Here is a 13,927-nt window from a genome sequence, read left to right on the forward strand (position 1 = left end):
AAAACTAACAAAATGAGACTACTCGAATTAATTATTGAAGGAAAAAAACTGGAAATTAACAGGACCCTTTTGGGAAAAGAAACAGTACTTTTAGATGAACATATCGTAAGTCAAAAACGGACTATAACTGGAAGAAGCCACAAAATCGAGATAGATGGAAAAATCTATGAACTGAAATACATCGTGAAAAATGCGTTGAAAAAATTGACTGGAGAACCCACTATCCAAATCAACTCAGAAGGGAAGCTATTAAGTGAGCATAAGATAAACAATAAATCATTCGTAAGGCTTCAGTTTTTTATTGGCCTATTGACGATGTATGCCACCTATTTAATTGTACATAAAATTGTAGAAATGGCTCAGAATGGATTTTTTCTCCATGAATATTAATTTCAAAATACTCCCCTTCCCGCCATGCTCTGCAAGGCGGCAAGATTGATGGAAATCATCTGATCTAATTAGATAGAAATGAAATTTACAGCAGAACCGACTAGCTGCTATTAGAGTACAAATATATTTCAGAAAAAGAATATGCTGGTATTAGGGAAGGATTGTTGGCTGTGGAATTATTGGATTAGCTTGCTGCTTCGCACGCGTTTTGCTTCGCAACACGCGCGAGGGGGAAGTGAACTGGCTCGCACACGAATAAATCATTCTTTGAAATAATTTTCCTATCTTGTTTAAAATCAGCCACTAGAAGCTATTGATTCTCTAAGCGTTTCCTGTGCTGTTAAAAAAACAAATTGTTTACAACTAAACCACAATTCATGCTTACAAAAACTAAACACTCGTTCCTGCTATTGATAATCCTAATAGCAGCCATTTCATGTCAAGGACCTTCCGAGAAAAAAGAAGACACGGCCAAGAAAGATGACCTCAGTAAAGAATTAACCATTTGGTTAGATGAAAAATATGAGGAATCACTTCAAAAAAGTCCTTTGACTTTGACTACTTTAGGTCGCAAGGATCATTATGGGCAGCTTGATGATGTAAGTATGAAAGCATTAGAAGAGGAGGCAAATTGGATGCAGCAAACAGTAGAAGAGCTTCAGACAAAATTTGACTACGAGCAACTGGATAAGCAAGCACAATTATCTTATGATTTATGGGTATACAAAAATGAGGTAAAACAAAAAGAAGTGAAATGGAAACCCATGGAATATGTTTTTGATCAGATGACTTCCGTGCATACTCGCTTACCTACTTTATTAATCAATTTTCATAAAGTGGATAGTTTGTCTGATATGAAGGCATATATAAGTCGAGTGGAGAAAATAGAAATTGCCATGGATCAATTACTAACCAGAGCCAGGTTACAAGCTGAAAAAGAGATTCTGCCTCCACGTTTTGCTTTAGAACTTGTTCAAAAAGAAGCAAAAGCCTTGATTGATGGTCAGCCATTTACTGAAGGTGAAAAGTCCACCGCCATTTTCAAAGACATGAATAAAAAGATCGATGCACTATTGGAGGATGAATCAATAACAAAAGAGGAAGGGGACATGCTGAAAAAATCCTCAAAAGAAGCTCTAGTTAATGCTTTTGGCCCAGCTTATCAGAAACTGATTGCCTGGACAGAAAAGGAGATCCCCAATGCCAAGGAAAAACCTACTGGATTAAGCCGACATGAAAATGGAGATGCCTACTACAATTACAGATTAAGTACCTCCACTACTACAGAATTAACTGCTGATGAAATTCACTCTATTGGTTTGTCAGAAGTTAAACGTATCCAAAACGAAATGATAGCAATTAAAGAAGAGATTGGGTTTGATGGCGATTTACAAGCTTTCTTCAAGTTTGTGAATGAAGATTCGCAGTTCTATTTCCCCAATACAGACGAGGGCCGACAAGCCTACCTGGATGAGGCAACCAAATTCATTGATGAAATTACTGAGAAATTACCTGATTATTTTGGCATCTTACCAAAAGCAAGTTTAGAAGTAAAGAGAGTAGAAGCCTTTAGAGAGCAAGATGGCGCCCCTCAACACTATATGCAAGGTACGCCTGATGGCTCACGACCGGGTACATACTATGTCCATCTGTCGGATATGACTTCCATGCCTAAAACAACTTTAGAGGGTGTGGCTTATCATGAAGGGAATCCGGGGCACCATATGCAAATTTCTATCGCTCAGGAACTAGAAGGGATTCCGAAGTTTAGAACTCAAGGGTTCTATAATGCCTATATAGAAGGCTGGGCTTTATATTCTGAAAAGCTTGCCAAAGAAATGGGCCAATACAAGAACCCATATTATGATTACGGTCGATTGGTGAACGAAATTTGGAGAGCCATTAGACTAGTGGTAGATACTGGTTTGCATTCAAAAGGCTGGACAGAAGCGGACGCCATTAAATACTTTACTGAAAATTCTTCGATTTCGGCTAATGCTATCATTGCTGAAGTAAGACGCTATATGGTGATGCCGGGACAGGCAACAGGCTATAAAATAGGGATGATTAAGATTTTTGAACTGAGAGCTAAGGCCAAGCAAGAATTAGGAGATCAATTTGATATCAAAAATTTCCATGATCTCGTATTAGGCAGCGGGGCATTACCCTTGAACTTATTAGAACAAGAGGTTGATGCTTGGATTGTTAAGAACAAAGAGGCCGCTTAATATTTATATGGTAAGGCTAACAAAAAACTGCTACTTTTCAGCGTAGCAGTTTTTTTTTGCCATGTTAGGAGGGATTAGGACGGATATTGATACTTTTTACCAATATACTGACCATCTGCATATTAACAGTGTCTATGCACCTCTTCAAATTCTATAATCTCAGTACTTCTTCTGATTATATTTTTAAAAAACTAGCTGCTTACTGTCTTTTTCTGCTATGCACGCGTTTTGCTTCGCAACGCGCGCGAGGGGGAGCGAGAGTAGAGCGAGGGGGAAAATACGCTGACAATCTGAGCAAGTCAAAAGTCCTTCCATCATTACCTCGCCTTATTTATTTGGCTAAAGTAATGTACTAGTACTAACTACTGAAGTAATTCTGTTAGCTTGCCTGTGAAAAAATTAGAAGGCTGAAAATTAACTACAGCTTCGACTAGCAATCCATGGAAAATACTACAAATAAAAAGGAATTAGAAAAATCTGAAAATCAGAGCACTTTAGAGAGAATTGACGGAAAGTATATCTGGCGTGAATTTGTTAGTGTTTTAATCTTTGAAAAAGGAATACTATTTACCATCAAGGAACTATTTGTAAGACCAGGTGATACCATTCGAGAATTCCTACATTACGATAGAAGCAAACTGGTAAAGCCAATTTCTTTTTTAATTTTCAGTTCATTAGTCTTAATCATAATTCACAATATTTTAGGTCTCAAAACTGATAGGGCACCACAACATTTTGATAGTAATGGAGCAATGATAGCTTTGGAATGGATTGAAGATAATTATGAGATTGTTATTATTTTATCGGGAATTTTTATTGGATTATGGACCAGTTTATTTTTTATAAAATCAAGTTTTAATATTTACGAGATATTCATTTTGGTTTTTTTTACAACTGGAATTGTAAGCTTGATTTGCACTTTATTTAAAATTGTGGAAAGTATTACTGGTTTCGAAAGCTCCTATTTGTCATTGATTATTCCACTGTTTTATTCAACTTGGGCTATTGGAAACTTCTTTAACAAAAATAAATTTCTGAGTTATTTTAAAGGCTTTCTTGCTTATCTTTTTGGATCTACGATGTTACCCCTCTTTATAATTATAATTGGCCTTTTACTTGATGTGTTTAGTAAAAGCAATTAGTAAAAGCGATAAAAAGTATGGATTTAGATCCGCTCGTCCTCCTTTGTAAGGAGGACGATACAGGAAAAGCCTACTAGCGCGCGTTGCGAAGCAAAACGCGTGCTAATAGCTATGAAAGCAAGCTAAGGTAGTTCATTACTCGACATTATCCAGAAAAGCAATATCTTTATAGCAGCATACAGAACCTCTTAAAAACCACAACTAATGGAATCTGAAAAGAAGATATTGTCTTTTTTAAAACCTGATTTGGTTGAAAAGATACTGCAAGAATCAACGGTCAAAGAATTTCCCAAAGGAACCGAAATTTTAAGAGCGCAGCAATATGTAAAGGTCTTACCCATTGTCTTGGATGGCTTAGTAAAAGTATATTCAAAATTTGAAGAGAAGGAGTTACTACTGTACTATATAGAACCTGCTCAAAGTTGTGTGATGACTTTCAATGCGGCATTGAAAAACAGCCCAAGTAAAGTCTTTGCCACTACGGAAACTGATTCAAAAATCATTTTAATTCCCGTACAGCTTTTGCCCGAATGGCTGCATCAATATCCGGACTTCAATGAATTATTTTATAATCAATACAATCTAAGATATTCAGAATTACTGGAAACTATAAGCCATTTACTATTAGACAAAATGGATAAGCGCCTGTATGATTATCTGAAAAAGAAATCTGCCCTGACCAGTACTAATTCCATTAAAATGAGCCATAGCCAGATTGCGAACGAATTAGGAACCGCTCGCGAAGTGATCACTCGAGTGCTGAAAAAGCTTGAAAATGAAGAGAAAGTGGAACAAAAGGCTGGGGAGATAAAAATTGTGGGAGAGTGGTGACCGCAGTCACTGACTAGCAATTGAGCAGTACTTATCTTTATCCTATCATAAAGCAAAACCATTTAAATTTTAAGAAGATGAAAAAAAATATGGGATCAGCAGATAGAATTATTAGAGTAATAATCGCTGCAGTTATAGGAGTTCTTTATTTCACAGGAATCATTTCAGGAACAGTAGGCATAGTGCTTTTAGTATTAGCTGGAGTATTTGTTTTAACCAGCTTGATAAGCTTCTGCCCTCTTTACGCACCTTTCGGGATTTCAACTTGCCCTATGAAAGAAAGTAAATAAGAAAACTTTCTAGATTGAATAAAAGCACTAGCGGTTCAGGTGATCAATCACTTCCTTCTTTTGGTTTAAGTGGAAGTGCATCAATTACTTTAAAAACCGCTCTTGCTTTTTTATTTCAATGATAGCTCTGCACTAGTTCAAGCGTCCGCTTGGACCCCTACTCATTCTCATCATTGGTTACGCAAATATCCAAACCTGATTGCTCAAAAGCAGATTTATAAAAGCAATCAAGTATGGGTTAGTGATATTACATATATTCAAATAAAAGAAAATTTTGCTTATTTGAGCTTACTAACTGATGCTTACTCAAGGAAAATATTAGGTCATTATCTAAGTGAAAACTTATCAAGAGAAGGACCGATAGAAGCCTTGAAAATGGCAATAAGACGGAAAGGTCAATCCTATGTGACTCATCATTCCGATAGAGGGATACAATACTGTTGTAAAGATTATGTTGATATACTCAATAACAGCTTCATTAAAATTAGCATGACAGAGAATGGAAGTCCATATGAAAATGCAATAGCGGAAAGGGTAAATGGTATCTTAAAACATGAGTTTGCATGCAATCAAGCTTTTGGCTCATTTACTGTGGCGAAAAATTTCATTGATAGAGCGATTAAAAACTATAATGGTATTAGACCACATATGAGCTGCAGTTACTTAACACCGAACATTGCACATGAAACTGAAGAGACTATAACACGAAAATGGAAGAACTACTACAAAGAAAAAGTAAAGTAATACTAGGACTATTAATCGTAGTAAAGTTATATTAGGACTATAATGTTAAACCGTAAAGTAATTTTAGGACGATACATCATGTTTTGTGAATCCTCGTTACAAACGAGGACTAGCGTGGGTATTTTTCTTCTAAGAATTTAAGAACGTGAGGTTTTACGGGTATATTTAAAAGCATAGGCTAATTTACTGAGCCTATTTGGATTGGTGCAAGTGTGGTTGGCGGTGGTGCGATAGTTGTGAGAAATTATATTTTTTCAATTAAAATTTGAACGAAATGCACGTTCTTATTAAATAAAAAGTTAAATTGTTCTTCAAAAAAATATACCTATGAAAAATTTACTTACTTTAATCACTATTCTTCTATTAGCAACTTCGAATCTAAATGCTCAAAAAGAGGCTACGACCAATGAAGGTGAAAAGGTTTTATTATATGAAGATGGAACATGGGACTATGTTGATACAAAATCTGAATCTGAACTTTCGGAGTCTACTAATTCAGATGATTGTTCTCAATACGTATCGGTTGAGGTAGATAAAATGACAGGAGACAAGTCATATGCAGGAAAAGAATTACTGATAGTATCAAAAGATGGTGGTAAGAACGGATTTGGTTTCTATTTATTGAAAAGTGACAGAGGATCTATAATAATTAGTGCACAAGTCGTTGGTGCAAGCAGCTGCATTGATGATGATGATAAAATGAATGTCTTGTTTCGAGATGGCACCAGATTGGAATTGGTAAATGATGCAAAATTCAATTGTAAAGGTAATTATACTCAATACTTTTTAGGTGTATTTGGCAAGAAAAAGCAACTAGAAATGTTTATAAATAAGCCAATCGAAACTATGAGAATTTGGACTAATGATGGATATGTTGAAGAAGATTTTACGCCAGAACAAAGTAATACTTTGATGAATACAATCAGTTGCTTAGTAAATAGTTAAACTCTTAGAATAATTTACTTTTCAACTTCAAAATTATATCTTTAATTAAATCAATCAAAACTATTATGACTTACTGAGCCTTAGTAACTTTAGATTTACCTGATGCAACAGATGATCAAAGAGAATTATTTTATAAATTTCTTTCTGAAAGGAAATGGTCTAAAATTAATAAACTTACTACCACTTGGAAATTATTATTTAAGGAAAATGTTATAAGAAATAGATGTAAAGAAATAATAGAATCAAATTTAGAAAACGCCAAGAATCACAGTAATATAAAAAAAGTGGAATATGCTTATTTGATTGGAGCTATGGAAGTAGAAATAGGGCATTTTTAATAAATGCCATTTCATTACATCTAAAATAAACTATTATTTTATGTTTAGCGTTTATAAATTAGTAATATTGCAAATATAAAGTTGCTCCTCTATGAATAAAAAATCTGAAAATAATGACTCAGTTACATTCCTTGACATACTGATCATAGTATTAGGTTTTATAGGAATATCTTCAATTTTATCGTTATTTCATGATGATAGCAGTAAAATTGTTTCCAAAAAAGGAGAGAAAATTCTTTCAAGCCCCAAAGAAATGGAAGAAATTAATAAACTTATAGATAGCAAGCAGAGTTCTGAACACTACTCTGAAATAGTGATTTAACTATAATGAATTTATCTTTAGGTTTTATAACAATCCTATTCCTAATTATTTTTCCTGGAGTAATTTTTCGTAGACTTTATTTTTATGGTGAATTTTCAAAAGAGTTTAGGTCGAATTATAATTTGATCACTTTAATTGCTATTTCATCTATTCCAGGAGTTATATTATTAATAATAACCTCACTATTATACAATTCATTTGACACAATTAATCTAGATTTTATTATAGACTATTTTAAAGAGATTAAGTCTAATGAAACAAAACCTGATGACGACACTATATATCCCATCACATTAAATGAAATATTTGCTAGTAAAATAGCTCCATTTACTGGCCTGCTCTATTCAATCAGTATTGCTTCAGGATTAGTATTAGGAAGAGCTGTCAGGAAAAGTAGAATAGATACCAAATTTAAATTATTAAGATTTAGAAACTATTGGTTCTATTTATTTAATGGACATCACACCAGTTTTAAAAAATTAAAAGGTATACAGCCTGGATCAAATAAACATCTATTTACTCGTGCCGATATTTTAATTGGCACTGGAAGTGATTCAACATTGTACTCTGGAATTGTTGTAGACTATGAGTTAAAGGAGAATGATTGTAGTTCTTTAAACAAAATCATGCTTCAAAGTGCAAGAAGATACAAAACTAAATTTGGGCGTATGTTATCAAAAGATATTCCTGGACATTTATTAATTGTTGATTGCGAGAACATGTCAAATATCAATTTGACGTATGTAAGTGAAAAAAGAGTTGGTTTACTAGAAACCAAACTTCCTGGTATTATACCAAATATTATTGGAACAACTTTAATCCTGTTAATTCCTTTATTTATTTTTGAAATTGAAAAAATAGATTGGCTTTTGTATGAATGGTATTTTGATTTACCATGGTATGCAATGATTCTGTCTTATTTATTAGTTGTAGAAGTCCTAACCCTTTTAAATCCATTTAGAGAGACGGATGACGGATATGAATGGAATGGATGGGTATACTATGTGATAAAAGTAATTGCCATTCTTTTCACATCCGTATTAATTTATTGGCTATCTTAATTTCTTATTTCTTCTTCCTACTCAGCTTACTTCTCATTACCTCAGCTTCCTCCTTCAATTCATTAAACTCTTTCAATACCTGAGAATATTTTTCTTTATCGGATTTATTTACTGATTTCAATTCATCAAAATTCATCTTAAGCTCATTTAAATTCACTTCTAAATCAGCTTTTATCAGCTTGCACTCATTATACTTCACTTGCAAGTCAACTTGATTGAGGTGGGCTGACCATTTGGTGATGAAGAGTTCACTTAGCTTGTAATTGATGTAAGCCAATAGCCAGCTGATGAAAATACTGAATAGGATACATTGCCATTCACGGCTGAAATCATAGGCCCTCATAAAATAGAAGTTGACTATAAGGGAGGAATTTCCGAAGACTACAGGTGCGGTAAAAATAGGTTCTACCTTGTTTTTTTATCCCTTAATGCTATTTTTTAAAATAAAAATAATATCTTACTAGTATAATTAATTATTCAACCAAAATAATAGCACTATGAAAAAGCTTTTCGCACTAGCATTAGTTACCCTAATTTCGTTCCATCAAGTTTTAGGACAAGAAGATAAAGAACAAAACAATTTACCTCTTGATTTAATGGTTACTGTTATCAATAATAGCATTAATGAAGCAAATTCAAGTCTTAAAGACAATCCTCTTAACATCAAAAAGGCGGTCATAACACTAAAAACGAGTTATAATGGTAGCGGAGGTGGTGGCTTCTCATTTTTTGTCAAAGCTGAAAAAAAGTGGCAGTTGGAGAAAGCTCATACTCTTACATATACCTATGAAAAACCTTCAGAGGCGAAAGAGAAAAGCATCGATAAAATGTACGATCCAATAAAATTATTTGAGAAAAAGCTTGCTGAGGCAATTTTTGAAGCAGCTGATCAATGGAATAAAGTTTCCGCTACAGTAGAGGGATTACCAAAAAAAGAATTTACTGTAGAACTTTCCTTTACCTTCAAAAAAATAACTTCCGCGGGAATTGAATTTGAAATTTTCGGTATAGGTGGTGATGGATCTATAGATTATGAAAACTCTGCAACTCATAAAATAGCTCTTACCTTTCATTAAATATTAGTAATAAAATTAATTCTATTCAAGAATAAATCCCCGTTCCCGCCATGCCTCTGCATGGTGGTCTTCTACCTTTCATTCATTATCGCCAACCCAATAAGGTAACTTTTAGATAAATGGAATTAAAATTTGACATCTTTATTCCCGATAAAAGAAAGCAATATTCGATTAGTGATATTCTAGGAATAGTTGCTATGATTCTTGCAATACTAATTCTCATCTTAAACCATTTTTTTACAATATCACAAACAATTAATCAAGCTATCTCTGGAATTCTGTTTACGGTAATGCTTTATTATTTTGTTAGGGCAGTAGTGGTGAGGGGTAAAATACAACCTCTAAAAGGAAAGTTGATGGGACAGCTAAAGTTTGGCAGCACAGAGATATTTATAAATGATCAGAAAATTGATCTCGATCAGATAAACAAGTTAGAGTTCATTTTTGGCAATTATTATTCTCAATTTAAAAGTGCACAACCGATTTTTGACCCGTATAGTGAAAACGGAACTAGTAATTGGATGACCTTATGTTTTAATAAGAAAAAACATTCAATTCAATTTCGAAGAATGTATAATGGGCAAGAAAAATATCTAAAACCATTGCTAGAATATCTCCATTTCAAAGATAAAATCTCTTTTTTAAGGTTAACCGAGATATTAGGTATTAATAAATTTGAGGAGATTCAAGAATATAAACTGGAATTGGAAAATAAATTTGATCAAAACTAAATTAAATATCAAAGACCCAATTGGAATTGATGTTAAACAAATACTTAAATTGCTATATAGTAACGATAAAATTATTTTGACAAAAAAGTACTTATGAATATTGGTTTCAAAACAAAGTTGAATTCTGTTTTTAAATGTATTTCTTTTACGTTTATTCTAATTGTGTTTTTTGGAAACAATACCATATTTGCACAAATCCAAGTGCAAGACATTTTCTACAAAGTCAATGGCGATTTTAAAACAAATAATAAAGAATCTCGAATAACTCACATTAACCATCAACTTGAAACTAATTTTACTTACCCAGAAGCCATTTTAGAATCAGGGCTAGATGGGCAAGCATTATTACATCTTTTCATTAATAACGGTGAGATTGAGAAGGTAATTAATGAGAATATTTATTTTAGCTATAAATTTTTTGAACCCGAATTTTCCATATTCCTAAAAAGAGAGTTAGATACATTTATTGAAACCACAGATGGAAAAACTGAAATATTCATGCATGTAAATTTCTTTCTTCCTAGTCGGAATAAGTGGAATTCGAAGAATTACAATAAACAAAAGTACTACAATGAGGTAAAAGATTACATGGACAATTTAGAATCTGAAGATATAGAAATAAATATAGCTGGAAAATTAAATTCTTTACTTTGCTATAATGCTCTAGATATTCAAGTAAGAGAGCTTTTACTTAGAGCTCTAACTGTTTATGACAATCAACCTAAAATTCAAGAAGCCAAAAAATATATAGTACTTTTAGAAAAGTTAAATGCTATTTAGCACCCGTACTCCCCCGTTCCCGCCATGCCTGCATGGTGGTCAATCATTTTAGGCAACTTTTCAGGTTCCATAAAAGCCCATTTAACCTCCCACCTTTCATTCATCACCGCCCATCTCCAAAGCTCTTGCATGCGTAGGTCCATCTAATCGAAAACTTTGATCCCCTGCTGGCAAATCCAATCCCCACTTCTTCATGACCGGAGCCTCCAATGATTTTTGTCTGTATTCATCAGGGGTCATGATCGGGATACCGTAAATAATCGGGAAATAACGCTGACAAGCTGAGCAAGTCAAAAGTCCCTCAATAATTTCCTCATCCTCCTGTTTAAAAATACTGATATTCAAATCGCCCTTATCAAAAGGGCAGCACATTTTCTTTATTCTTCTTCAATTGATTTTGGTGTTGGAAAGGGTCTTGTTAGATGTTCATTTGATGGGGTATTTAAGTTTTTAATGCCACAATGCGGAGCATGACGGGAAGAAGGAATTGAAATCAAAGATTCACTCAACATTAAACTCTCTTAAAACATCATAACCATATAGTATATACATTAAACTACTATACTTTTACGGTATACGCAAACTAAAATACTGAATTTAGCTTTCTTTCCTTTGTGAAAGTATGTAGTTTAGCAGGCTAATGTAAAAAATCAAAAACTTGTCTACTTCAATAGACTATTGCGTAAGACGAGTTGTTATTATAATCTAATGACTAAAAAAATAACGATTTCTGTTCTATTGCTGATTTTTACGATAACCATCAGCTATTCTCAAAGTAGAGATAAAAAACTAGGGTTAAGATATTCATCAGACTATGCTCTTTTTCAAGGAGAAGGAAAATTTGTCTATAATCCTACAGTAGGTCATAAACTTGGACTAATTAAAGAGAATGGCTCACTTACTTTAGGTGGTGAATTAGGCTACTTTAATTTTAGTCCTAAAGAAGAGGAATTTTACTATTTAACGAGTAATACCACCTATGGGACAGCCAAGTATTCTGATTATAAAATCTTATCCCTGAATCTTATTTTTTTATGGAATCTACAAGTAAATAGAAACTTTCAAATTAAGCCTGGAGTACATTCCGGATATTATTTTGTCATGTATGAGACCTCTATTTCAGATGACTTTGTAAATTCTACTGAATCATTTATTAGTGGAAGAGGCGGGATAACCCCAACTATCGAGTTCCATTATGCATTAAATGAAAATTGGTCAATTGATGCCCATTCAATGTATCATATCTTTTTTGAAATCGGTAATTCTGATCCTTCCAGTGTAAACTTTAATTCATCATTAGGAATTGCACATAGAGTTTGGTCTAACGGATTAGGGATTACTTATTTCTTTTAAACTTTTACTCTTGCAATATTCCCTATAAAATTATTAGCTGTCTAACTATCTGATTAATCTGTTTATAATGAAACTAAATACTATAAAGTTCTTTTTTGTTTGTCTTTTATTATCCTCTTGTGAGGCAGAAAACCCTTTTGTTTCTAAGGAATATATTGAACAATTAGAGGAATCATTAAAGCCGGACATTACAAATATTGCATTTATCTACGAAAATGACGTTTATTATCTTGCTGATATTGAGTCTATTCCCCAGAAGATTACTGGAACTCCTGAAAATACTAAGACTAAAATATCTGTAAGCCATAGTGGAAAAAAGTTTGCTTTTTTGAATAAAGATAACCTGATTGAGATCATCGACAGCACTGGAACGGTATTGACAATACTTTCAAGTTATACGGATGTAAAATCATTCGACTGGAGTGAAGACGACTCTACATTATATATTCTAAACGGAAATTCTTTATCTTTTTATGGGCCCGATATGGATATTCCTACATTAACTTCGCCTTCAATTCCCAACTATGCTTTTGCAGAGTTTACTTCTTTATCGATTTCTTCTGGAGGAGATTTGGCTTATACTGTAAAATACATGGGTGCCATTAATTCAGACACCTATAGATTAATACAAAAGCCAAATGATGGAAGTGATAACGAAATAATTTATTCAAATAACTCAGTGAAAGATTTTACTTATGTAAATTTCTCTTCCAACGCTCAAGATTTGGTTTTGGGAGCAAGTAACTCAATTAATGTACTCGAAGAAGTATATTTCTTCGAAGATTTAAATAATTTCCACTCTTTTACTTCTGAATTTGATCATATCACCCCTACCTACAATAGTGCTAAACAATTTATAGTTGGCGGTTATAATAATTCTAGTCAAGCCAGCGAACTTTACTTATATGCGAGAAGTCTTACGAATTCTGATGAGGATTATGTATTCGATAGTTTTTCCAATGAAAATAATCCCATTTATGTCGACTGGAAGTGATTGAAAAAGGTAAGAAGTTGCTGACCCAATTCATCTCCTGCTGGCAATTCCAATCCCCACTTCTTCATGACAGGCGCTTCCAATGATTTTTGTCTGTATTCATCAGGGGTCATAATTGGAATACCGTAAATAATAGGGAAATAACGCTGACAAGCAGAGCAAGTCAAAAGTCCTTCAATAATTTCCTCTTCCTCCTGTTTAAAAATACTGATATTCAAATCACCCTTGTCAAAAGGGCAGCACATTTTCTTTAATAGTCTGCTTTGCCTCGTTCCCGACAGGCTCTGCAAGGTGGCAAGATTGATGGAAATCTTTCCCACAAATTAAGATAGTAATGAAATATTCCAGCAGAAATTAGATTATGTACACGATAATCCTGTGGAGTACAAATATATTTCAGCAAAAGAATATGCTGGTATTAGGAAAGAATTGTTGGCTGTAGAATTGTTGGATTAGCTTGCTGATTCGCTCGCGTTTTTAGTACGCAATACGTGCGATAAGGGTGGTATTATATCGCTAAAACCACTATATTACTTTCAGTAATCAACCCTGCTCTTTTACTATATAAATATACCAAAACTGTTCATTACATATAATAATTCTCTTTTCAGAATATTTTGGTGCACAGTTTACTTTAATATACTGTTGGTAAACAGTTTAAATAATATTACTTTTAAGGTTTAGCAGTCGGTTTCTACCTAC

At 33.4% G+C, this 13,927-nt stretch carries 17 protein-coding genes; 14 read left to right on the forward strand and 3 right to left on the reverse strand.

Annotated features, from left to right (window positions below; all coding sequences use genetic code 11):
- The first annotated feature begins 12 nt into the window (after nucleotides 1–12).
- The 9 genes from QYS49_RS03125 to QYS49_RS03165 all read left to right on the forward strand — a co-directional run bounded on the left by QYS49_RS03125 (nucleotide 13) and on the right by QYS49_RS03165 (nucleotide 8,291).
- A complete protein-coding gene (locus tag QYS49_RS03125; protein WP_308350180.1) occupies nucleotides 13–390 on the forward strand; it encodes a hypothetical protein in 378 nt (125 codons plus the stop codon).
- A 377-nt stretch (nucleotides 391–767) separates the two neighbouring features.
- Nucleotides 768–2,618 carry a DUF885 domain-containing protein gene (locus QYS49_RS03130; protein WP_308350181.1) on the forward strand — a complete coding sequence of 617 codons (1,851 nt, stop codon included), beginning with the start codon at nucleotides 768–770 and terminating at the stop codon, nucleotides 2,616–2,618.
- A gap of 440 nt (nucleotides 2,619–3,058) precedes the next feature.
- Nucleotides 3,059–3,760: a DUF3667 domain-containing protein gene (locus QYS49_RS03135; protein ID WP_308350182.1), complete on the forward strand. Its 702-nt coding sequence runs from the start codon at nucleotides 3,059–3,061 to the stop codon at nucleotides 3,758–3,760.
- Nucleotides 3,761–3,964: 204 nt separating this feature from the next.
- On the forward strand, nucleotides 3,965–4,591 hold the full coding sequence (locus QYS49_RS03140; RefSeq protein WP_308350183.1) for a Crp/Fnr family transcriptional regulator: 627 nt from the start codon (nucleotides 3,965–3,967) through the stop codon (nucleotides 4,589–4,591).
- Nucleotides 4,592–4,668: 77 nt separating this feature from the next.
- Nucleotides 4,669–4,881 (forward strand): YgaP family membrane protein, encoded by a 213-nt coding sequence (locus QYS49_RS03145; protein ID WP_308350184.1) that lies wholly within the window; start codon nucleotides 4,669–4,671, stop codon nucleotides 4,879–4,881.
- Nucleotides 4,882–4,983: 102 nt separating this feature from the next.
- Nucleotides 4,984–5,625: an IS3 family transposase gene (locus tag QYS49_RS03150; RefSeq protein WP_308350185.1), complete on the forward strand. Its 642-nt coding sequence runs from the start codon at nucleotides 4,984–4,986 to the stop codon at nucleotides 5,623–5,625.
- Nucleotides 5,626–5,952: 327 nt separating this feature from the next.
- Nucleotides 5,953–6,570, forward strand: a complete 618-nt coding sequence (locus QYS49_RS03155) for a hypothetical protein (protein WP_308350186.1) — start codon at nucleotides 5,953–5,955, stop codon at nucleotides 6,568–6,570.
- Between the two features lie 429 nt (nucleotides 6,571–6,999).
- A complete protein-coding gene (locus tag QYS49_RS03160; protein WP_308350187.1) occupies nucleotides 7,000–7,230 on the forward strand; it encodes a hypothetical protein in 231 nt (76 codons plus the stop codon).
- A 5-nt stretch (nucleotides 7,231–7,235) separates the two neighbouring features.
- Complete coding sequence (locus tag QYS49_RS03165; protein WP_308350188.1) at nucleotides 7,236–8,291, forward strand: hypothetical protein; 1,056 nt, start codon at nucleotides 7,236–7,238, stop codon at nucleotides 8,289–8,291.
- Nucleotides 8,292–8,295: 4 nt separating this feature from the next.
- On the opposite strand, the gene QYS49_RS03170 is transcribed toward QYS49_RS03165, so the two are convergent.
- Nucleotides 8,296–8,634, reverse strand: coding sequence for a hypothetical protein (locus QYS49_RS03170; RefSeq protein WP_308350189.1), 339 nt, complete (start codon nucleotides 8,632–8,634; stop codon nucleotides 8,296–8,298).
- A gap of 154 nt (nucleotides 8,635–8,788) precedes the next feature.
- On the opposite strand from QYS49_RS03170, the gene QYS49_RS03175 reads away from it, so the two are divergent.
- From QYS49_RS03175 to QYS49_RS03185, 3 genes are all read left to right on the forward strand, one after another.
- Nucleotides 8,789–9,367, forward strand: a complete 579-nt coding sequence (locus tag QYS49_RS03175; protein WP_308350190.1) for a hypothetical protein — start codon at nucleotides 8,789–8,791, stop codon at nucleotides 9,365–9,367.
- A gap of 119 nt (nucleotides 9,368–9,486) precedes the next feature.
- Complete coding sequence (locus QYS49_RS03180; RefSeq protein ID WP_308350191.1) at nucleotides 9,487–10,098, forward strand: hypothetical protein; 612 nt, start codon at nucleotides 9,487–9,489, stop codon at nucleotides 10,096–10,098.
- A 93-nt stretch (nucleotides 10,099–10,191) separates the two neighbouring features.
- A complete protein-coding gene (locus tag QYS49_RS03185; protein WP_308350192.1) occupies nucleotides 10,192–10,878 on the forward strand; it encodes a hypothetical protein in 687 nt (228 codons plus the stop codon).
- A gap of 96 nt (nucleotides 10,879–10,974) precedes the next feature.
- Here the strand turns inward: QYS49_RS03185 and QYS49_RS03190 are convergent, their stop codons facing one another.
- Nucleotides 10,975–11,250: a Trm112 family protein gene (locus tag QYS49_RS03190; protein WP_308350193.1), complete on the reverse strand. Its 276-nt coding sequence runs from the start codon at nucleotides 11,248–11,250 to the stop codon at nucleotides 10,975–10,977.
- 336 nt (nucleotides 11,251–11,586) lie between these two features.
- Between QYS49_RS03190 and QYS49_RS03195 the strand changes: the two genes are divergently transcribed.
- Together QYS49_RS03195 and QYS49_RS03200 are read left to right on the forward strand one after the other, a co-directional pair.
- Nucleotides 11,587–12,231, forward strand: a complete 645-nt coding sequence (locus QYS49_RS03195; protein WP_308350194.1) for a DUF2715 domain-containing protein — start codon at nucleotides 11,587–11,589, stop codon at nucleotides 12,229–12,231.
- 67 nt (nucleotides 12,232–12,298) lie between these two features.
- Complete coding sequence (locus tag QYS49_RS03200; protein WP_308350195.1) at nucleotides 12,299–13,225, forward strand: hypothetical protein; 927 nt, start codon at nucleotides 12,299–12,301, stop codon at nucleotides 13,223–13,225.
- Here the strand turns inward: QYS49_RS03200 and QYS49_RS03205 are convergent.
- Nucleotides 13,207–13,545 (reverse strand): Trm112 family protein, encoded by a 339-nt coding sequence (locus QYS49_RS03205; protein WP_308350196.1) that lies wholly within the window; start codon nucleotides 13,543–13,545, stop codon nucleotides 13,207–13,209. The genes QYS49_RS03200 and QYS49_RS03205 overlap by 19 nt on opposite strands.
- Between the last annotated feature and the right edge of the window lie 382 nt (nucleotides 13,546–13,927).

This window comes from Marivirga salinae (genome assembly GCF_030503855.1).
Lineage (GTDB): Bacteria > Bacteroidota > Bacteroidia > Cytophagales > Cyclobacteriaceae > Marivirga > Marivirga salinarum.

Coding starts and splice junctions, on each gene's coding strand:
- QYS49_RS03125 (WP_308350180.1), top strand. CDS start 13: ATGAGACTACTCGAATTAATTATTGAAGGAAAAAAACTGGAAATTAAC.
- QYS49_RS03130 (WP_308350181.1), top strand. CDS start 768: ATGCTTACAAAAACTAAACACTCGTTCCTGCTATTGATAATCCTAATA.
- QYS49_RS03135 (WP_308350182.1), top strand. CDS start 3,059: ATGGAAAATACTACAAATAAAAAGGAATTAGAAAAATCTGAAAATCAG.
- QYS49_RS03140 (WP_308350183.1), top strand. CDS start 3,965: ATGGAATCTGAAAAGAAGATATTGTCTTTTTTAAAACCTGATTTGGTT.
- QYS49_RS03145 (WP_308350184.1), top strand. CDS start 4,669: ATGAAAAAAAATATGGGATCAGCAGATAGAATTATTAGAGTAATAATC.
- QYS49_RS03155 (WP_308350186.1), top strand. CDS start 5,953: ATGAAAAATTTACTTACTTTAATCACTATTCTTCTATTAGCAACTTCG.
- QYS49_RS03160 (WP_308350187.1), top strand. CDS start 7,000: ATGAATAAAAAATCTGAAAATAATGACTCAGTTACATTCCTTGACATA.
- QYS49_RS03165 (WP_308350188.1), top strand. CDS start 7,236: ATGAATTTATCTTTAGGTTTTATAACAATCCTATTCCTAATTATTTTT.
- QYS49_RS03170 (WP_308350189.1), bottom strand. CDS start 8,634: ATGAGGGCCTATGATTTCAGCCGTGAATGGCAATGTATCCTATTCAGT.
- QYS49_RS03175 (WP_308350190.1), top strand. CDS start 8,789: ATGAAAAAGCTTTTCGCACTAGCATTAGTTACCCTAATTTCGTTCCAT.
- QYS49_RS03180 (WP_308350191.1), top strand. CDS start 9,487: ATGGAATTAAAATTTGACATCTTTATTCCCGATAAAAGAAAGCAATAT.
- QYS49_RS03185 (WP_308350192.1), top strand. CDS start 10,192: ATGAATATTGGTTTCAAAACAAAGTTGAATTCTGTTTTTAAATGTATT.
- QYS49_RS03190 (WP_308350193.1), bottom strand. CDS start 11,250: ATGTGCTGCCCTTTTGATAAGGGCGATTTGAATATCAGTATTTTTAAA.
- QYS49_RS03195 (WP_308350194.1), top strand. CDS start 11,587: ATGACTAAAAAAATAACGATTTCTGTTCTATTGCTGATTTTTACGATA.
- QYS49_RS03200 (WP_308350195.1), top strand. CDS start 12,299: ATGAAACTAAATACTATAAAGTTCTTTTTTGTTTGTCTTTTATTATCC.